Origin of the sequence: Kitasatospora sp. GAS1066B, assembly GCF_041262605.1 — a bacterium.
Taxonomy (GTDB): domain Bacteria; phylum Actinomycetota; class Actinomycetes; order Streptomycetales; family Streptomycetaceae; genus Kitasatospora.
Map to the genome: position 1 here is coordinate 89,498 of NZ_JBGCCO010000025.1, position 17,686 is coordinate 107,183.

A 17,686-nucleotide genomic window follows, 5' to 3' on the forward strand; every position below is an offset into this window, starting at 1 on the left:
TCACGACCGGCCCCCCACCCGAGGGATTCTCGCTCCGCCGTCCCGCCCTCGGGACTCCGGTACCGCTGACGGCGGTGACACCCTGGCCGGACCGCGCGGCCTGACGGCAGGCCTCCCGCCTCCCCGGCGCGCCGTCGGATCGCGCGGTCCCGCACAACGCCCCCCACTCCACAGGAGTCACCCATGGCAGTCCAGCCCCCGCCCGCCGATCAGCGGATCGTGATCGAGAACGTCGCGATCGCCACGGTCGACGCCGCCGACACCGAGTACGCCCGCGGCCACGTGGTGATCAAGGGCAACGTCATCGAGTCGGTCGGCGACGGCCCCGCGCCGCAGTGGCTGGACAACGTGGTACGCCGGATCAACGGCGAGGGGCACCTGGTCACCCCGGGCCTGGTCAACACCCACCACCACTTCTACCAGTGGATCACCCGCGGCCTGGCCCAGGACAACATCCTGTTCGACTGGCTGGTCGCGCTCTACCCGACCTGGGCCCGGATCGACGACAAGCTGGTGCACGCCGCCACCCTCGGCTCGGCCGCCGCACTGCTCAAGTCCGGCTGCACCACCGCCTCGGACCACCACTACGTGTTCCCGAAGGACGGCGGCGACATCCTGGGCGCCTCGATCGAGGCCGTCCAGTCGCTCGGCATGCGCTTCACCGCGCTGCGCGGCTCGATGGACCGCAGCAAGAAGGACGGCGGCCTGCCGCCGGACCACGCGGTGGAGACCACCGAGGACATCCTGATCGCCTCCGAGGCGGCCGTGGACACCTACCACGACGCCTCGTTCGGCTCGATGCTGCACGTCGCCATCGCGCCCTGCTCGCCGTTCTCGGTCTCCACCGAACTGATGCGCGAGGCCGCCGTGCTGGCCCGCCGCAAGGGCGTTCGGCTGCACACCCACGGCTCCGAGACGGCCGAGGAGGAGCAGTTCTGCAAGGAGCTGTTCGGCATGGGCCCCACCGACTACTTCGAGTCGACCGGCTGGCTGGGCGAGGACGTCTGGATGGCGCACTGCGTCCACATGAACGACTCCGACATCGCCAAGTTCGCCGAGACCGGCACCGGTGTGGCGCACTGCCCCTCCTCCAACGCGCGCCTGGCGGCCGGCATCGCCCGGGTCCCGGACATGCTGAAGGCCGGCGTCCCGGTGGGTCTGGGCGTGGACGGCACCGCCTCCAACGAGTCCGGCGAGCTGGGCACCGAGCTGCGCAACGCGCTGCTGATCAACCGGCTGCACGGCCGCCCCGACGCGCTGACCGCGCGCGGCGCGCTGCGCCTGGGCACCATGGGCGGCGCCCGGGTGCTGGGCCGGCAGCACGAGATCGGCTCGATCGAGGTGGGCAAGCTCGCCGACCTGGCGCTCTGGAAGGTCGACGGGATCATGCACTCCTCGATCGCCGACCCGGTGGCCGCGCTGACGCTGGGCGCGCTGCCGCCGCTGGCCGCGCTCTTCGTCAACGGCAACGCGGTGGTGGAGAAGGGCAACCTGACGACCGCCAACGAGGACCAGATCGCCCTGGCCTGCGCCCGCGCCGCCAAGGAGCTGGCCGCCCGCGGCTGACCGCCACTCAGCAGGCTCCCAGCTAAATCCCCCAGACTCCGGGCCGCCCAGGGACGGTGCGTGACCCGGACTCCGGACGACCGTCAGGTCGGCCGGAACGCAGCCCCGGACCCACGGCGAGGGTCCGGGGCTGTGGCGTACCGTGCGGGACGGCACCGTAGGTTACTGCTACTCAGCCCAGCTGACCGCACACCGCTCCTCGACGGCCGAAAGAGACCATATGACCACCGTGGGGTCGGCGATTCCCGCTGCCCGCCTGCCCGCCGCACTGCGCCACCCGGTGTTCGCCGCCACCCTGCTGGCCGCTGTGCTGCACCTGATCTGGGCCGTCGCCCTGGCCAACGACGCGGGCGATCTGGCCGCCCAGTACGCCTGGACCGAGTTCACCCGCCAGCACCCGGACGCGGCCTACAACCTGTCCTGGTACGGCGGAATGCACACCGCCTCGTACAGCGTGCTGTCGCCCTATCTGATGGGCCTGCTGGGGGTCAGGACCACCGGCATGCTGGTCGGCACCGCCTCCGCGGCGCTGGCCGCCACCCTGCTGACCCGCTCGGGTCTGCGGCGGCCGCTGGCCCCCGCGCTGTGGACGGCGTTCGCCCTCTGGTGTGACGTCGCCTCAGGACGGGTGACTTTCGCGATCGGGGTGGCCTTCGGACTGGCGGCCACCGTGCTGGCCGTCGACCGCGGCGGCCCGCGGCGGCTGCGCGGCACCTGGCTCTTCGCGCTGGCGGCGCTGGCCACCATGGGCAGTCCGGTGGTCGGTCTCTTCCTGGAAGTGCTGGCCGCCGCGCTCTTCCTGACCGGGCGTCGCCGGGAGAGCTGTCCGCTGGCGGCGGCCCCGGTCCTGGTGGTGGCCGGCACCTCGGTGCTCTTCCCGTTCTACGGGGTGCAGCCCTTCGACTGGTGGGCGGCCGCGCCGGTGGTGGCGGCCGCGCTCGCGGTGGCCCTGCTGGTGCCGGGCGACTGGCTCGCGGTGCGGCGCGGGGCGCTGGTCTACTCGGCCGGGGTGGTGCTGGTCTGGCTGATCCCCTCGCCGGTGGGCAGCAACGTGGAGCGGCTCAGCCTGCTCTTCGCCGGCACCGTGCTGCTCGCGGTGCTGCTGAACGTCCGGCTGGCCCGGCGTCGGTCGCTGCTGGTGGGGGTCGCCTTCATCTCGGTGGCCGCCTGGCTGGCCGGGCGGACGCTGGGCGACCTGCTGGTGACCGTGCCGGTGGCCAGGGCGGCCTCCGACGGCAAGGCGCTGATCAACGAGTTGCACACGGTCGGCGCGGACCGCACCCGGGTGGAGGTGGTCCCGCTCGCCTCGCACTGGGAGGCCAGCGGGGTGGCCCCGTACGTGGACCTGGCCCGTGGCTGGAACCGGCAGACGGACGTCACCCGCAACCCGCTCTTCTACGCCGACAAGCTGGCCCCGAGCGACTACCACGCCTGGCTGCAGCGCTGGGGCGTCGGCTATGTCGCGCTCTCCAGCGACAAGCCGGACGACGCGGCGAAGGAGGAGGCGGCGCTGGTCGCCGCCGGGCAGCCCTGGCTGGACCCGATCTGGCAGCACGGCAGTTGGCGGCTGTACCAGGTCACCGACGCCACCCCGCTGGCCGCGCCGCCCGCCGTGGTGCAGCAGGCCGGCCCCGCGGCGCTGACCGTCCAGGTGCCCAGCGCGGGCTCGGTCCACCTGCTGCTGCCCTGGTCGCCGTGGCTGGGCATCGCGGGCGACCAGGGCGACGCGAACGGCTGCCTGGCCCAGCAGGGCGAGTGGACGGTGCTCTACGCGCCGGCCCCCGGCACCTACCGGATCACCGGGAAGTACTCGTTCGACCGGGGCAACCCGTGCCCGTCGGGCCTGGCCAAGGCGCGCTGAGCCGCGCCGAACCACGCACGGCCAGAAGGCCCGTCGACTCCCCCGGGAGGTCGACGGGCCTTCGGCTTTCGCTCGGTCGGACTTTCAGCCAGAGCTTCCAGTCCGACCTTCGATCAGATCCTCGATCAGACCTTGAGCGTCTTGATCGCGGTCGGGGCGTGGCCCGGCTCGGTGGCCAGCTCCTCGAACTCGCTGATGTCGCTGATGTCGGCCGTCTTGCTCATCGCGATGTTGGTGATCCGCTCCAGGATCGCCTCGACCACGACCGGCACCTGGAACTCGGCGGCGAGCTTCTTGGCCTGCTCGAAGGCGGCGCCCAGCTCGTTCGGGTCGGTGACCCGGATCGCCTTGCAGCCCAGGCCCTCGACCACCTTGACGTGGTCGACGCCGTAGACGCCCAACTCCGGGGAGTTGATGTTCTCGAACTCCAGGTTGACCTGGAAGTTGATGTCCAGGCCGATCTGCGCCTGCCGGATCAGGCCCAGGTACGCGTTGTTCACCAGCACGTGCACGTACGGGATCTTGTGCTGGGCGCCGACCGCCAGCTCCTCCAGCATGAACTGGAAGTCGTAGTCGCCGGAGAGCGCGACGACCGGGCTCTCGGGGTCGGCGGTGGCGACACCGAGGGCGGCCGGGATGGTCCAGCCGAGCGGGCCGGCCTGGCCGCAGTTGATCCAGTGGCGCGGCTTGTAGACGTGCAGCATCTGCGCGCCGGCGATCTGGGAGAGGCCGATGGTGGTGACGTAGCGGGTCTCCGGACCGAACGCCTTGTTCATCTCCTCGTAGACGCGCTGCGGCTTCATCGGGATGTTGTCGAAGTGCGTGCGGCGCTGCAGGGTCGCCTTGCGCTCCTGGGTGGCGGCCACCCACTCGCCGCGGTCCGGCAGCTTGCCGGCGGCCTTGAGCTCCTTGGCCACCTCGACGAAGAGCTCCAGCGCGGCCTTGGCGTCGGAGGCGATGCCGAAGTCCGGGGCGAAGATCCGGCCGATCTGGGTGGGCTCGATGTCCACGTGGACGAACTTGCGCTCGCCGCGGTAGACGTCCAGCTTGTAGCCGGTGTGGCGGTTGGCCCAGCGGTTGCCGATGCCCAGGACGAAGTCCGACGCCAGGAAGTTCGCGTTGCCGTAGCGGTGCGAGGTCTGCACGCCGACCATGCCGGCGTTCAGCTCGTGGTCGTCGGCGATGGCGCCCCAGCCCATCAGGGTGGGGATCACCGGGGTGCCGGTCAGCTCGGCGAACTCGACCAGCAGGTCGGCGGCGTCGGCGTTGAGGATGCCGCCACCGGCGACGATCAGCGGCCGCTCGGACTCCAGCAGGAAGCCGATCGCCTTCTCGATCTGGGCGCGGCTGGCGGCCGGCTTGTAGACCGGCAGCGGCTGGTAGGTCTCCGGGTCGAACTCGATCTCGGTCAGCTGGACGTCGATCGGCAGGTCGATCAGGACCGGGCCGGGACGGCCCGAGCGCATCAGGTGGAAGGCCTGCTGGAAGACGCCGGGGACCTGGGCGGCCTCCAGCACGGTGGTCGCGGCCTTGGTGACCGGCTTGGCGATCGAGGCGATGTCGACGGCCTGGAAGTCCTCGGTGTGCAGCTTGGCGACCGGCGCCTGGCCGGTGATGCACAGGATCGGGATCGAGTCGGCGATCGCCGAGTACAGGCCGGTGATCATGTCGGTGCCGGCCGGGCCCGAGGTGCCGATGCAGACACCGATGTTGCCGGCCTTGGTGCGGGTGTAGCCCTCGGCCATGTGCGAGGCACCCTCGACGTGGCGGGCCAGCGTGTGCTTGATCCCGCCGCCGGCCTTCAGCGCGGCGTAGAAGGGGTTGATCGCGGCGCCCGGCACGCCGAACGCGACCTCAACGCCTTCGCGCTTGAGGATCTCCACTGCCGCACGGGCGGCTGTCATTCGTGGCATCGGGGTACTCCTGCGGGTCGGCTCTTATTCCACAATACGGAATATTGCTTTTAGGATGCGAAATAAAAGGTAGGCGGCGGCCCGACGGGGCGTCAAGGGTTCCGAGCACCCATCTTCAACAACTCGTTGAATCCGTGGCTATTGGCGATCCACCCAGCGCAGCCCCCGCGACCAGCCGACTCTTCGGAGCGAACACACCATTCGTATACGCACCCCTGGGGTGTGGTGGGCCCCCGATCCACCCCGAGGCCCGCTGGCAGGCCAACGGCCACCAGCGACCCGGTCATGGTGCCCGGGTCGCTGGTGGCCGTACTGGTGGTCAGGGGGTCAGAAGGTGCGCCCCAGCGTGGCCAGGTAGGCGCGCCAGCCGCCGAACTCGGTGATCTCGCGGTGGACGCCACGCTCCAGCTCGCCGCGGGCCAGCACCATCGAGAAGCAGGCGCTGCCGTCCGCCAGCTTGATCACGCCGAACTCGAGCTCTCGCGGCTCGCCCGGGAGCAGCTCGTCCCGCAGGAGCTCCAGGCTCACCTCGTACAGCTCGCCCTCGATCGCGGTGTCCGCCTTCGGGTCGGGCAGCACGCCCGGGCAGACGTCGCGGATGGAGAAGAAGCGGTGGCCGGGCGCGGTGCGGACCACGCCGAGGAAGGGGGCGTCGGCGACCAGCGGGTGGAACTCGCCGCCGCGCATCGCCTGGCCGTTGAGGAACATCCGGACCATGGGTGGAGCCTTTCTGGAAGGACGTGCATGGTCCACCGGGGCGTGTTCGCTCCGGTGGACCGTACGAAACGGCAGTAAGTGCTCAGCCGAGCAGTGCGTAGCCTGGCAGCGTCAGGAAGTCGACGAAGTCCTCGGCGAGCGAGACCTGCTCGAAGAGGTCGCGCGCCTCGGTCCACCGGCCGGCCGCGTACGCCTCGTCACCCAGCTCGGCCTTGATCACCGCGAGTTCCTCGGCGACCAGGCGGCGGGTCAGCTCGGCGGTGGCCTTCTCCCCGGTGTCGGCGAGCACCACGCCGTTGTGGATCCACTGCCAGATCTGCGAGCGGGAGATCTCGGCGGTGGCCGCGTCCTCCATCATGTTGAAGATGCCGACCGCGCCCAGTCCGCGCAGCCAGGCCTCGCAGTAGCGCAGGCCCACGGCGACCGCGTTCCGCAGACCGGCCTCGGTGCAGGAGCCGCCCGCGCCGGCGATGTCCAGCAGCTGAGCGGCCGTCACCTGCCCGGCGGAGCCGGGGTTCTCCTTCTGGTGGGGCCGCTCGCCGAGCACCGCGTCGAAGCAGGCGCGGGCGACCGGCACCAGGTCGGGGTGGGCGACCCAGGAGCCGTCGAAGCCGCCGGCGGCCTCGCGCTCCTTGTCCGCCCGGACCTTGACCAGCGCGGCCGCGTTGACCTCGGGGTCCTTGCGGCTCGGGATGAAGGCGGCCATCCCGCCGATCGCGTGCGCGCCGCGCCGGTGGCAGGTCTGCACCAGCAGGCCGGCGTAGGCGGCCATGAACGGCGAGGTCATGCCCACGCTGTTGCGGTCGGGCAGGATGAAGCGCTCGCCGGCGTCCCGGAAGTTCTTGACGATCGAGAAGAGGTAGTCCCAGCGGCCCGCGTTCAGCCCGGCTGCGTGGTCGCGCAGCTCGTAGAGGATCTCCTCCATCTCGAAGGCGGCCAGGATCGTCTCGATCAGCACGGTGGCCCGGATGGTGCCGTGCTCGATGCCCAACTGCTCCTGGGCGTAGGTGAAGACGTCGTTCCAGAGGCGCGCCTCCAGGTGGCTCTCGGTCTTCGGGAGGTAGAAGTAGGGCCCGGAGTTGGGGTCCTGCGCTCCCTTGGCGAGCAGCCGCGCGGCATTGTGGAAGAAGTAGAGCCCGAAGTCGAAGAACGCGCCGGCCACCGGCACGCCGTCCACCATCAGGTGGTTCTCGTCCAGGTGCCAGCCGCGCGGGCGGACCACCACGGTGGCGAGTTCGGCGGCGGGCTTGAGCCGGTACTCCTTGCCCTCGGGCGAGGTGAAGTCGATCCGGCCCTCGAAGGCGTCGATCAGGTTGACCTGCCCGGAGACCACCGACTGCCAGGTGGGCGAGGTGGCGTCCTCGAAGTCGGCCAGCCAGACCTTCGCGCCGGAGTTGAGCGCGTTGATCACCATCTTGCGGTCGGTCGGGCCGGTGATCTCCACTCGGCGGTCCTGCAGCGCCCGGGGGGCCGGGGCGACCTGCCAGTCCGCAGCGCGGATCTCGGCGGTCTCGGGCAGGAAGTCGAGGGTCCCGGCCTTGGCGATCTCGGCCCGACGGGTGTGGCGTCGGGCGAGGAGTTCCTGCCGGCGGCTCTCGAAGGTCCGATGGAGGCCCACGACGAACGCGACCGCCTCGGGCGTGAGCACCTCCTCCGCACGGGGGACGCGCGGACCGGCGACAGTGACGACCGGAGCGGCGGAAGTACCGACGGGTCCCTGGTCTGCAGCCATGGGCAGGACACTCCTTGAACGGTAGAACCTGTGTAGGGAGCTCCGGTAGGGGCTTCCCTCATCTGATCTGACCCACCTACTGGCGAGTTCGATTCTGTAAGGTGGACACTAGTTTCCGCGATACAGAATTTCAACGGTTTGTTGAGGTAGATCGCTGGGACTCTACTCCTCCCCCGACAGCAAAGGGAACGCCGGTGGCAAGCACCCCCGCCGCAGCTTCGACCGGATCCGAGCGCGCCGCCGCGGGCGGCGTGCAGTCGGTCGATCGCGCCTTCCAACTCCTGGAAGCACTAGCCGACTCGGGCGGCGTCGCGACCCTCAGCGAGCTGTCCACCACCTCGGGCCTCCCGATGCCGACCATCCACCGATTGGTTCGTACCCTCGCACAGCAGGGCTACGTCCGCCAGGACACCGCGCGGCGCTACACCCTGGGGCCGCGGCTGATCCGGCTCGGCGAGACCGCGGGCCGGCTGCTCGGCAGCTGGGCCCGCCCCTACCTGGCCGAACTGATGGAGGCCACCGGCGAGACCGCGAACCTGGCCGTCCTGGAGGGCGGCGAGGTGGTCTACGTCGGCCAGGTGCAGTCGCGCCGCTCGATGCGGATGTTCACCGAGGTCGGCCGCCGGGTGCAGCCGCACTGCACCGGCGTCGGCAAGGCGCTGCTCGCCCAGCTCACCGAGGACGAGGCCCGCGCCGTGCTCGGCACCCAACCCCTGCCCGCGCACACCGAGTTCACCGTCACCGATCCCGACGCCCTGCTCGCCCAGCTCGTCACCGCCCGGGAGGCCGGCTACGTGGTGGACGACCAGGAGCAGGAGATCGGCGTGCGCTGCATCGCCGTCGCGGTGCCGGGCGCCCCGACGCCGACCGCACTCTCGGTCTCCGGCCCGGAGGCGCGGATCCGGGCCCTGGAGGAGCAGATCGCTTCGACGGCGCTGGTGCCGGTCATGCGGCAGATCGCGCAGCGGCTGGGCGGCGTGCTGGCGCCCTGATCCTTCGCCCGTCATGACCGTGGCCCGGATCCAGGAGCGGATCCGGGCCACGGTCATGACGGCACGCCATCTGACGGTGCGTCAATTGTCAGCGGTACACCCGCACGTAGTCCGCGGCGAAGCTGATCGGCGCGGAGCCGCTCGGGGCCGGGTGGTACTGGCCGGCGCTGATCGACAGGTTGAGGATCAGGTAGGCCGACCAGTTGGCGCCGACGCCGGTGTTGTCGGAGAAGACCTTGACGCCGTTGACGTAGTAGTCGACGGAGTTGGCGCCGTAGTAGGTGCCGATGGTCACCCACTGGCCCGGCTTCACGGCGTTCGCGTCGGTGTAGTACTTCTGCGCGAAGTTGACGTGGTTGGTCAGCTCAAGCAGGTTCGGGTTGTCCGGGTGGTACTCGAAGGAGTCGATCTCGCTGCCGCCGTTCGACCAGGTCCACAGCGCGGGCCAGGCACCGGGCGCGGACGGCATCTGGACCCGGGCCTCGGCGTAGTCACCGGTCTTGACCTTGAAGCCCTGCCCGCTGCCCTCGGTGGTGAGCAGACCGGTGGTCCAGGCCTGCTTGCCGTTCTCCAGGGTGTGGCTGGACGGCTGCGCGGTGAAGGTGGCCACGCCGCCCGCGACCGAGACGCCGGACGGGTCGATCCAGTCGAGCTTGTTGTCGTCCGGGTTGTGGTTGCCGTACTTGTACGAGGTGGTGGAGCTGTCGTTCCACTTCGTGCTGTCGAGCGCGCCGTTGAACTCGTCGGACCAGGTCAGCGACTTGCCGGGGACGGGCGAGCTGCTGGGGGCGGGCGCCGGAGTCGGGGCGGGGGCGGGGGTCGGCGTGGGGGTCGGCGCGGGTGCGGGGGTCGGCGCCGGGGTGCTGCCGCCGCCGGCCGAGACCGTCAGGGTCTGCGACGCCAGGTTGTGCCAGGCACCGGCCTGGTCCTGGTAGAAGCCGAACATGGTGTACGTCCCACCCGCGAAGGTCCGCGCGGCGGTGGTCAGCGACAGCCCGCTCGGGCAGATCTGCTGGTTGCTGAGGTTCCCGGGGAAGTCCAGGTTGTTGCCGGCGGCGTCCCGCACGCCCACGCCCACCGTCTTCGCGGTGAAGCAGGAGCTGGCGTGCAGCGTCAGGGCGGCGGTGGTCGCCGCGCCGGTGGTGGCGGTGGCCGGGGTCAGCCGGTCCTGGGTCACGGTGGGCGCGGCGCTCGTCGACGGGTACCAGCTGAGGGCGTTCGCCTGGCCGACCATCGGGACGGCGAGCAGGCCGAGCGCACCGGCGAGGATGCCGAGGCGCGCAGGGGTGGCGGAAGGGATCACGGAGGTTCCTCTTGCGACGCCTACGAGGTGAGCTGTCGGGTTCGGACCGCAAGATGGCCCGGCCGAGTCGGCGACTGCCGGTCGGCCTCACCCCGAGCCGCACCCTCACCCGGCCTGGCGGTACGCAGGCGAGCGGGGACACGGCAGTACTACCTGGGTCCCCCGCTCCTGCCTGGTGCGGTGCTCTGGTTCCGACCCCGGGCAGGCAGGACTAGGCGTCCCGGGACTGGGCCCGCCGCTGCGTGGCGAGCAGCCTGCAGAGTAGGCAGATGACATGATCATCATCAATGTCACACGAGTCACACCGGCCACCCCGCGCATCGAAAGCGACGCACACCTGGCGCCTGCCCCGCGCGCTAGTTACATGCACATGAAGACTCTCTCAGCCCCCTCCCAGCACCTTCCCAGGCTTCCTGACGCCCCCTCAAACTGCTGTCCATGCAGACTCTTCTACGCGCGTTGAAGTCGCGTACCGCGTCCGTCGTCACCGTCGGCCTGCTCACCCTGGCCCCCACCGCCATGTTCGCCTCCGCCGCCCACGCGGACGTCAGCGGCAACATCTGCCAGACCGCCCTGCCCAGCCAGGCCGACGACACCCTCAACCTGATCGCCCAGGGCGGCCCCTTCCCGTACTCCCAGGACGGCGAGACCTTCCAGAACCGCGAGGGCGTCCTGCCCAGCGAGCCGAACGGCTACTACCAGGAGTACACGGTCATCACCCCGGGCGCCCCGACCCGCGGCACCCGCCGGATCATCACGGGCGAGGACGGCTCGGACTACTACACCTCGGACCACTACGTGTCGTTCTACCTGATCGACACCACTTGCTGAGGTAGCAGGGCCCACCGCTGCGTGAGGCCCGCACGGCCACCCGGAACGGGTAGCGCACTGGCCCGCGGTTCGCGAGACCGCGGGCCAGTGGGTGCCTAGGGCAGATAAGTGGTGAGGTGGCCGTCCTGCGCGGGGTCGGGGATCGGTCGTGCCTGGTCGAGCGACACGGTCGGCACGGTCGGGGATCGGCGACGCGTCGCGCGCGGGGCCCGGTGGGCGTCCGCCGTGCCCGGCGGGGCTCACTGATGAGGTGAACACGTCCCCACCCCTGGGGGCGTGCCGTTCATGGTGTCGAAAACGCTGTGAACGCGATCCCAGGTACACCGCGGAGTCGCTTGATCGCCATACCCCTCGGGCTCCACGGAGCCGGCGCCCGGATGCCGGATCACGCGCGGTCGCCGTCGGGCCCCGGGGTTCGTCTCCTCCGGGTGGATGTGGCGGCCGCGGTCGCCGAAGTTCGTCTCCTTCGGCACCCCTTCACCTCCATGGTGCCACCGCGGTCAGGTCCGCTCAATGCCGCGGTCAGGCCCGCTCAATGCCGCGGCTCACGTCCCGCCACACCGCGGCGGCCGCCACCCGGCTGTGCACCCGCAGCTTGGCGTAGGCGTGCTCCAGGTGCTTGTCCACGGTGCGGGCGGAGACGGCGAGCCGGTGCCCGATCTGCACGTCCGTCATGCCTCGGGCCAGCAGGTCGAGGACGTCCGCCTCGCGGGCGGTGAGGTCGACCGGCGGCGCCGCGACAGGCGGCGCCAGGCGGTCCAGGGCGTGGGTCAGCCGGGTGCGGAGCAGCACGGCTGAGTCCAGGTCGGCGTCGGGGAAGTCGCTGCCGGTCCGGTTGACGATCAGTGCGACGGTGCGACGGCCGCCACCGGGTGCCCAGCCGGCCGGGAAGGCCATCGCCAACTGGTACTCGGCGCCGATCGGACCGAGCGTCGCACCATAGGTGCCCAGACGGTGGTACTCGGTGCGGGACATCAGGTCGGAGCGGCGCAGCGGGACGCCGCTGCCGCTGTTGGTGTGCCGGAACAGCGCGTCCTCGGGGGCGTACCGGAAGAAGTCCGCCATCGCCTGCGGGGTGAAGAGCGCGCCGGGCAGGGTGACCGGATGGCGCCCGCTGGGGGTGCGGGTGGACCAGGTGAGGCTGTCGCCCGGAACCGCGCGGAGCAGCACGGGGAACAGCGCCGGCAGGAGGGTCTCCTCGTCGACGGCGTCGAGCAGCAGGTCGATCACGGCGCAGATCCGCCGCAGCCCGGCCTCTCCGGACGGTGTCACGCAACGAGCGTGCTCCCGTGGCGGAGGCCGGGTCAAGCCGGGTCCCGACAAACCCGGCCGGAGCGGGACTGCGCTACCGGGCGGCGGCGTAGACCCGGTTGACCGGGCTCTCGGCGGCCAGCTTCCAGTGGTGCAGGCCGGCGTCGTCGGCGAGGTGGCGCATGGCCTCCTCACCGGCGTGGTTGCCCATCGCCTGCGGCCCGTGCTGGGCGAGGGCGGAGGGCAGGCAGATGGCCACCGAGGCGGAGACCAGGGCGCGGCCGACCGGATTGATGTTCTCCTCGACCTCCGCCGAGGCGTTCGGCTCGACGATCATGCAGGCGCCGTCGGTGGCCAGCGCCCGCTCGGCGTGGTGCAGCGCGGCGCCGGGGTCGCCCATGTCGTGCAGGCAGTCGAAGAAGGTGATCAGGTCGTAGCCGTCACCGGGGAAGTCCTGCGCGCCGGCCACCTCGAAGCTGACCCGGTCGGCCAGGCCCTGCTCCGTCGCGAGCTCCCGGGCGCGGTCGATCGAGGGCTGGTGGAAGTCGAAGCCGTGGAAGCGCGAGGCCGGGTAGGCCTTGGCCATCAGCATGGTGGACCAGCCGTACCCGCAGCCCACGTCGGCGACCTCGGCACCCGCCATCAGCCTGCGCTCGGTGCCGTTCATGGCGGGGATCCAGTCGGCGACCAGGGAGCCCGCGTAACCGGGGCGGAAGAACTTGGCGGTGCCGGCGAACAGGGCGTCGCTGTGCTCCTCCCAGCCCACCCCCTGTCCGGTGCGGAACGCGTCCATCAGCAGGTCCTCGGTGCCGTAGAGCGCCTGCATCATCGTGAAGAACCCGGCCGCGTAGGTGGGCGCGGTCGGATCGGCCAGCACGGCCGCGTGCTCGTCGGGCAGCAGGTAGCTGTCGGTGTCCCGGTCGTAGCTCACGTACTCACCGGCCACCTGGGCGGCCAGCCACTCGCGCAGGTAGCGCTCGTGCAGTCCGGTGCGCGCGGCGAGTTGGGCGGCGGTCATCGGCCCGGCGCCGGCCATCGCGGTGTACAGGCCGAGCCGGTCGCCGAGCGAGGTGCACAACCCGGCCACGGCGGCTCCGCCGTCGGTCACCACCCGGCCCAGGAACTCCATCACCTTGTCCTCGTCAACCGCCATCGGACCCACCTCCTCGGTGCTCCTCCCAGCCCAGCAGAAGGCGCCCGCTCCGGGCCATACGGAATTCTCCGTACGGACCCGGGGCGGGGCGTGTGCTGTTGACCGTCCGTCCCCAGATGGAACCGGTGTGCCAGGTGTTCCAGGTGCATCCGGTGTGCCAGGTGGGACAGATGTGTCAGGTGTTCCAGGTACATCCGGCGTCAGGTGTGCTGAAGGATCAGCTCGTCCTTGAGTCCGGACCGGATCTGGTCGCGGAGCTCCTTGGAGTCGGTGTGGCTGTGCACCGAGACCGCGTGCTCGGCGGCGGCCCGCACGACCTCTTCCTCCTCGCCGGAGATGGCGAGGGTGCAGTTCATCTCACTCGGGAATTCCCGGCAGTCGGCGACCTTGCGCATGATCGACCTCCCGACCGCGCCGTGCCGCACCCGTCGGCGGGCCACCCGCTGGCCGGAGGACCGGCGCGCGGCAGCACACGCGTGTCGCGGAACCATTGTCTCTCCGCCGGGCCGGTCGGATAGCTTTGGGGGCGCACGACCTCCGGGCTCCGGACCGGACACCCGCCAGAGAAGAGGACCTCCCCCAGCATGACCGAGACCGCTGCCCTGCCCGGCTTCGCCGGCCGGACCTACCTCTTCCAGGTCGACAACGGCGCCACCTTCCGCAACGCCTACTCGGCCGACGGCCGGCGGCTGCGCTGGGAGGGCCTCGGTGAGTCGGCGGGCCAGTGGGAGGACGTGGCGCTGCACGTCGCGCAGGTCGCGCCGGAGGTGTACTTCGTGAGCTGGACCGAGCAGAGCGGCATGACGATCAGCCACGTGATGGATCTGGCGGCGCTGACGGTCCGGGTGTTCTGGACCTACGAGGGCGAGGGCGGCCGGGTCGGCGAGCTGCACACCGGGACGCTGCAGCCGGTGGCCTGACGCTCCGGACAGTCCTGATGTTCCGTCAGGTCTGACCGCCCGAGCCCGCGTGCGGCTGTCGTCGCCATTGCCACTTCCGCCGCCGCTCAGCGCCACTCGGCCGCGAAGGCGCGGGCCGGGTTCTGCCGGAAGATCAGGTCGGTCCGCTCCTCGCCCAGCGCGCGGTGCAGCCTCGGGCGCAGGCCGATGAGCAGGAACGGCATCCCCGGGCCCGCACCGTCGGCCGCCCGCGCCGACCTGACCACGGTGTCCCCGCCGAGCAGCAGGCGCTCGCCGTAGCCTGCCTCGGCGAGCGTGACCAGGCAGTCGAGCAACCGCCAGTCGGTGGCGTGGTGCGCGCGGGAGGGTCCGTCGAAGGCCAGGTAGGCGCCGGTGGCGGCCAGGTCCTGGTGGACCCTCGGCTCGGGGTAGCGGTTGAGGTGGCCGAGGATCAGGCTGCTCGGCGGCACGCCGAGGCGGTCGCAGAGCAGTTCGGCCACCTCGGGGGCGGCGGTGCCGTGCTCGTGGTGGACGGCGATCGGCGCGCCGGTGGCGTGGTGCGCCTCGGCGGCGGCCGTCATGGTGCGGCGGGCGTGCGCGTCCAGGCCGTGGTAGCCGCCCGCGACCTTGATCAGGCCGGCCCGGGGAGCGTCGGGTCCGGTGCCGATGCCCACGGTCAGCTCGCGGACGAAGAGTTCGGCGAGGGTGTCGAGGTCGGGGAGCCGCTCGTAGTGCCCGGCCTGGTGCAGCCCGGTGGCCGCGACCAGGTGCACGCCGGCCGCCCGGGCCAGGGCGGGCAGTTCGGCGGCGCGACGGCCCATGCCGTACGGCGTCCACTGGATCACCGCCTGCCCGCCCGCCGCGCGGAACGCCACGAGTTCGGCGCCCGCGGCGACCGGGTCGTCCAGCTCCTGACCGGGGAGCCTGGGGCTGCGGAGGAAGAGATGGTCGTGCGCGTCGGTGACGCCCAGCTCGGCCGGATCGAGATCGCCGAGCACGGTGCGGACGGCGGCGGTGCTTTCGGCGGTGGCGGTGCTTTCGGCGGTGGCGGTGCTTTCGGCGGTCATGCCTGCTCCCGCGCGTCCAGCGCCTCGAAGGTGGCCGCCGCGACGCGCAGCGCGGCGAGCGCCTTCGGGGTGCCGAGGTAGGGCGCGAGGTGGACGAAGACCTCGACCACCTGCTGCCGGGTCAGCCCGACCCGCAGGCCGCTGCGGATGTGCCCGGTGAGCTGCGGGTCGACACCGCCGAGGGCGGCCAGCGCGGTGATGTTGATCAGCTGACGGTCGCGGTGCTCCAGGCCCGGGCGCTGGTAGGTGCCGCCGAAGAGGCTGGTCACGATCCAGTCCGGGAAGCCCGGGGCGATCCGCTCCAGCGCGGGCAGGGCGGCCTGCTGCGTCTCGCGGTCCTGCAGTTCGTCCAGCAGGCGGTAGCCGGCCGCGCGATCGAGGCGGGCCCGGGTCAGATCGAAGTCCATGGGGATGCTCCTGGCTCTTGAGGTCGGGGCGGCTGTGGCTGTGGCGGGGTGACTGTTCGTCACCAGTGCCGGCCGCGCGGCAGTTGAGCCAGTTCGGGACGGCTCAGGTGCAGGACCTGGTAGCGCTCGCCGTACTCGGGGCCGGGCGTCGCGGTCCAGAGGGTGAAGGTCAGCAGCTCCCAGCAAGTGGTGTCGACGGCCAGCGCGGTGGTGTGCGCGCCCGGGCGGTCGGCGGGCAGGTCGGCCAGCGCCGACTCGATCGCCTCGGCCGGGTCCTGGTCGGGCCCGATGGGTGTACGGAGGCGGGTGGCGGCGGTCGGGGCCCCCTCGCGCCCAGGTCCGTCCTGGACGGCCAGACCGAGCCAGGAACGGACCACCGGCCGCCCGAAGTCCTCGCTGAGGCCACGGAATCCGGGTCCCCAGAGAAAGCGGTTCGCCCCCTCGTCCGCCCGCCAGAGATAGAACGGCGCGTACTGGTTGACCGGTGAACCGGCCACCCCGCGCTCCCGGAGCAGATAGGCCTTCAGCGCCAAACCCGGGAACTGGTCCAGCAGTTGACCCTTCGTCGCGACCCGGCGGCGAATGATGTCCAGGTCGTAGTCGGCCGGCAGCGTGATCTCGTACTGCATCGCGTGCATCGGGTGCGTCCTCTCTCCTGCCTTCGGCTGCTTCGCAAGGCTACTGTACATACTGGTAGGTACAGTAGGTGCGCGTTAATGTTCGAAAAAGGCTGGACAGGGACATGCAGACACGGAATAGTGTGATCTGAATTGTTGAATCTTCACGCGTTGTTCGCCACGCCCACCCATCTGCGTGGTGCCGCTCGACGCGTTCGCCCGAACTGCTGCTCCCCCACCTGACCGCCGCCCGCCCGCACCCCCACGCGGGCGGGCGGCTCGCTGAGCGGCGAGCCGAGCCAGCTGCCGAGCAGCCGGGCTGACACATCACCAGGTCGACATGCCGTCAGACCGACATGCCACCTGATCGACATGCCGGATCGACATATCGGCATCACCGTCAAGCGAAAGAGAGCACCATCATGCGCATCCTGCTCGCCGGGGCCACCGGCGCCATCGGCCGCCGGCTGCTGCCGTTGTTGCTGGACTCCGGTCACCAGGTCGTCGCCACCTCGCGCTCCGCCGAGCGCCTGGCCCGGCTGCGCGAGCGCGGGGCCCAGGCGGTGCCGCTGGACGTCTTCGACCGGGCGGCGGTCGAGCGGGCCGTCGCCGAGGCCGCGCCGGACGCGATCATGCACCAGCTGACCGCGCTCGCCGACGTCGACCTCGCCGCGAACGCCAGGATCCGCCGCGAGGGCACCCGCAACCTGGTGGATGCCGCGCAGCGCGCCGGGGTGGGCCGGATCGTCGCGCAGTCCATCTCCTGGGCGTACCAGGGCGGCGATGCCCCGGCCACCGAGGCCACTCCGCTGGACGACACCATCGAGGAACCGCGCGCCACCACGGTCGGCGGGCTGCGCGCGCTGGAGCAGGCCGCCGCCGAGCTGCCCGAGCACGTGGTGCTGCGCTACGGCACCCTCTACGGCCCGGGCACCTGGTATGCGCCCGGCGGGCTGATGGCGCAGCGGCTGCACCGGGGCGAGCTGGCCGCCGGCGCCGCGGTGAGCTCGTTCCTGCACGTCGAGGACGCGGCGCTGGCGGCGCTCGCGGCGCTGGACTGGCCCAGCGGGACGGTCAACATCGTGGACGACGAGCCGGCCCCGGCGCGTGACTGGGTCCCGGCGCTGGCCGCCGCCCTCGGGGCACCGGCGCCCGCGGCGGTCCCGGCGACGGGGGACGCGAGCGGGGACGGCACCGGGCGGGCCGGCTGGGAGCGCGGCGCCGACAACACGCTGGCCCGGGTGACCCGGGGCTGGCGCCCGACCCGGGCGTCCTGGCGGGACGGGTTCGCCGACTACCGCTCCGGCAAGGACCGGTGAGAGGTGGTCAGAGACCGGGGAACCGCCCGGCGGTGGACGTGTGCGCCGAAGTCCGGGT

16 protein-coding genes and 1 riboswitch are annotated in these 17,686 nt (G+C 71.5%); of the genes, 6 read left to right on the forward strand and 10 right to left on the reverse strand.

Translation table 11 applies throughout. The features are described 5' to 3' along the window. Positions 1–183 precede the first annotated feature (183 nt). On the forward strand, positions 184–1,566 hold the full coding sequence (locus ABH937_RS26295; RefSeq protein WP_280691557.1) for an 8-oxoguanine deaminase: 1,383 nt from the start codon (positions 184–186) through the stop codon (positions 1,564–1,566). Between the two features lie 220 nt (positions 1,567–1,786). Beyond that, positions 1,787–3,427, forward strand: coding sequence for an MFS transporter (locus ABH937_RS26300; RefSeq protein WP_280691558.1), 1,641 nt, complete (start codon positions 1,787–1,789; stop codon positions 3,425–3,427). A 125-nt stretch (positions 3,428–3,552) separates the two neighbouring features. On the opposite strand, the gene gcl is transcribed toward ABH937_RS26300, so the two are convergent. From gcl to aceB, 3 genes are all read right to left on the reverse strand, one after another. Beyond that, on the reverse strand, positions 3,553–5,340 hold the full coding sequence (gene gcl / locus ABH937_RS26305; RefSeq protein ID WP_280691559.1) for a glyoxylate carboligase: 1,788 nt from the start codon (positions 5,338–5,340) through the stop codon (positions 3,553–3,555). Between the two features lie 327 nt (positions 5,341–5,667). After that, a complete protein-coding gene (locus ABH937_RS26310) occupies positions 5,668–6,057 on the reverse strand; it encodes a gamma-glutamylcyclotransferase (protein WP_280691560.1) in 390 nt (129 codons plus the stop codon). 82 nt (positions 6,058–6,139) lie between these two features. Next, positions 6,140–7,789 (reverse strand): malate synthase A, encoded by a 1,650-nt coding sequence (aceB, locus tag ABH937_RS26315; protein WP_280691561.1) that lies wholly within the window; start codon positions 7,787–7,789, stop codon positions 6,140–6,142. Between the two features lie 194 nt (positions 7,790–7,983). Between aceB and ABH937_RS26320 the strand changes: the two genes are divergently transcribed. Beyond that, positions 7,984–8,781, forward strand: coding sequence for an IclR family transcriptional regulator (locus tag ABH937_RS26320; RefSeq protein WP_280691562.1), 798 nt, complete (start codon positions 7,984–7,986; stop codon positions 8,779–8,781). Between the two features lie 88 nt (positions 8,782–8,869). Here ABH937_RS26320 and ABH937_RS26325 read toward each other — a convergent pair whose 3' ends face one another. Then, on the reverse strand, positions 8,870–10,084 hold the full coding sequence (locus ABH937_RS26325) for a glycoside hydrolase family 16 protein (protein ID WP_280691563.1): 1,215 nt from the start codon (positions 10,082–10,084) through the stop codon (positions 8,870–8,872). 2 nt (positions 10,085–10,086) lie between these two features. Further along, positions 10,087–10,277, reverse strand: a riboswitch (cyclic di-AMP (ydaO/yuaA leader). Positions 10,278–10,522: 245 nt separating this feature from the next. On the opposite strand from ABH937_RS26325, the gene ABH937_RS26330 reads away from it, so the two are divergent. Beyond that, positions 10,523–10,915: a ribonuclease domain-containing protein gene (locus ABH937_RS26330; protein WP_280691564.1), complete on the forward strand. Its 393-nt coding sequence runs from the start codon at positions 10,523–10,525 to the stop codon at positions 10,913–10,915. Positions 10,916–11,437: 522 nt separating this feature from the next. On the opposite strand, the gene ABH937_RS26335 is transcribed toward ABH937_RS26330, so the two are convergent. From ABH937_RS26335 to ABH937_RS26345, 3 genes are all read right to left on the reverse strand, one after another. After that, a complete protein-coding gene (locus ABH937_RS26335) occupies positions 11,438–12,187 on the reverse strand; it encodes a helix-turn-helix transcriptional regulator (protein ID WP_280691565.1) in 750 nt (249 codons plus the stop codon). A gap of 73 nt (positions 12,188–12,260) precedes the next feature. Next, positions 12,261–13,319 (reverse strand): class I SAM-dependent methyltransferase, encoded by a 1,059-nt coding sequence (locus tag ABH937_RS26340; protein ID WP_280691566.1) that lies wholly within the window; start codon positions 13,317–13,319, stop codon positions 12,261–12,263. Positions 13,320–13,519: 200 nt separating this feature from the next. Beyond that, positions 13,520–13,714, reverse strand: a complete 195-nt coding sequence (locus ABH937_RS26345; protein ID WP_280691567.1) for a DUF1059 domain-containing protein — start codon at positions 13,712–13,714, stop codon at positions 13,520–13,522. Between the two features lie 189 nt (positions 13,715–13,903). Between ABH937_RS26345 and ABH937_RS26350 the strand changes: the two genes are divergently transcribed. Then, positions 13,904–14,239 carry a MoaF N-terminal domain-containing protein gene (locus ABH937_RS26350; protein ID WP_280691568.1) on the forward strand — a complete coding sequence of 112 codons (336 nt, stop codon included), beginning with the start codon at positions 13,904–13,906 and terminating at the stop codon, positions 14,237–14,239. An 86-nt stretch (positions 14,240–14,325) separates the two neighbouring features. Here ABH937_RS26350 and ABH937_RS26355 read toward each other — a convergent pair whose 3' ends face one another. From ABH937_RS26355 to ABH937_RS26365, 3 genes are read right to left on the reverse strand one after another with little or no spacing between them, the layout of a single operon-like run. After that, positions 14,326–15,285, reverse strand: coding sequence for a phosphotriesterase (locus ABH937_RS26355; protein ID WP_370219686.1), 960 nt, complete (start codon positions 15,283–15,285; stop codon positions 14,326–14,328). Then, the gene (locus tag ABH937_RS26360) at positions 15,282–15,692 is read right to left on the reverse strand and encodes a carboxymuconolactone decarboxylase family protein (protein WP_280691570.1); all 411 of its coding nucleotides are present in this window, start codon (positions 15,690–15,692) and stop codon (positions 15,282–15,284) included. The genes ABH937_RS26355 and ABH937_RS26360 overlap by 4 nt, the downstream gene beginning before the upstream one ends. A 59-nt stretch (positions 15,693–15,751) precedes the next feature. Then, positions 15,752–16,330, reverse strand: a complete 579-nt coding sequence (locus ABH937_RS26365) for a DUF4865 family protein (protein WP_370219687.1) — start codon at positions 16,328–16,330, stop codon at positions 15,752–15,754. Positions 16,331–16,731: 401 nt separating this feature from the next. Here ABH937_RS26365 and ABH937_RS26370 point away from each other — a divergent pair, with 401 nt between their 5' ends. After that, on the forward strand, positions 16,732–17,628 hold the full coding sequence (locus tag ABH937_RS26370; RefSeq protein ID WP_370219688.1) for an NAD-dependent epimerase/dehydratase family protein: 897 nt from the start codon (positions 16,732–16,734) through the stop codon (positions 17,626–17,628). Positions 17,629–17,686 lie beyond the last annotated feature (58 nt).

Excerpts from the sequence above, each read along its gene's own strand:
- ABH937_RS26295 (WP_280691557.1), top strand. The coding sequence starts at position 184 with ATGGCAGTCCAGCCCCCGCCCGCCGATCAGCGGATCGTGATCGAGAAC.
- ABH937_RS26300 (WP_280691558.1), top strand. The coding sequence starts at position 1,787 with ATGACCACCGTGGGGTCGGCGATTCCCGCTGCCCGCCTGCCCGCCGCA.
- gcl (WP_280691559.1), bottom strand. The coding sequence starts at position 5,340 with ATGCCACGAATGACAGCCGCCCGTGCGGCAGTGGAGATCCTCAAGCGC.
- ABH937_RS26310 (WP_280691560.1), bottom strand. The coding sequence starts at position 6,057 with ATGGTCCGGATGTTCCTCAACGGCCAGGCGATGCGCGGCGGCGAGTTC.
- aceB (WP_280691561.1), bottom strand. The coding sequence starts at position 7,789 with ATGGCTGCAGACCAGGGACCCGTCGGTACTTCCGCCGCTCCGGTCGTC.
- ABH937_RS26330 (WP_280691564.1), top strand. The coding sequence starts at position 10,523 with ATGCAGACTCTTCTACGCGCGTTGAAGTCGCGTACCGCGTCCGTCGTC.
- ABH937_RS26340 (WP_280691566.1), bottom strand. The coding sequence starts at position 13,319 with ATGGCGGTTGACGAGGACAAGGTGATGGAGTTCCTGGGCCGGGTGGTG.
- ABH937_RS26345 (WP_280691567.1), bottom strand. The coding sequence starts at position 13,714 with ATGCGCAAGGTCGCCGACTGCCGGGAATTCCCGAGTGAGATGAACTGC.
- ABH937_RS26350 (WP_280691568.1), top strand. The coding sequence starts at position 13,904 with ATGACCGAGACCGCTGCCCTGCCCGGCTTCGCCGGCCGGACCTACCTC.
- ABH937_RS26355 (WP_370219686.1), bottom strand. The coding sequence starts at position 15,285 with ATGACCGCCGAAAGCACCGCCACCGCCGAAAGCACCGCCACCGCCGAA.
- ABH937_RS26360 (WP_280691570.1), bottom strand. The coding sequence starts at position 15,692 with ATGGACTTCGATCTGACCCGGGCCCGCCTCGATCGCGCGGCCGGCTAC.
- ABH937_RS26365 (WP_370219687.1), bottom strand. The coding sequence starts at position 16,330 with ATGCACGCGATGCAGTACGAGATCACGCTGCCGGCCGACTACGACCTG.
- ABH937_RS26370 (WP_370219688.1), top strand. The coding sequence starts at position 16,732 with ATGCGCATCCTGCTCGCCGGGGCCACCGGCGCCATCGGCCGCCGGCTG.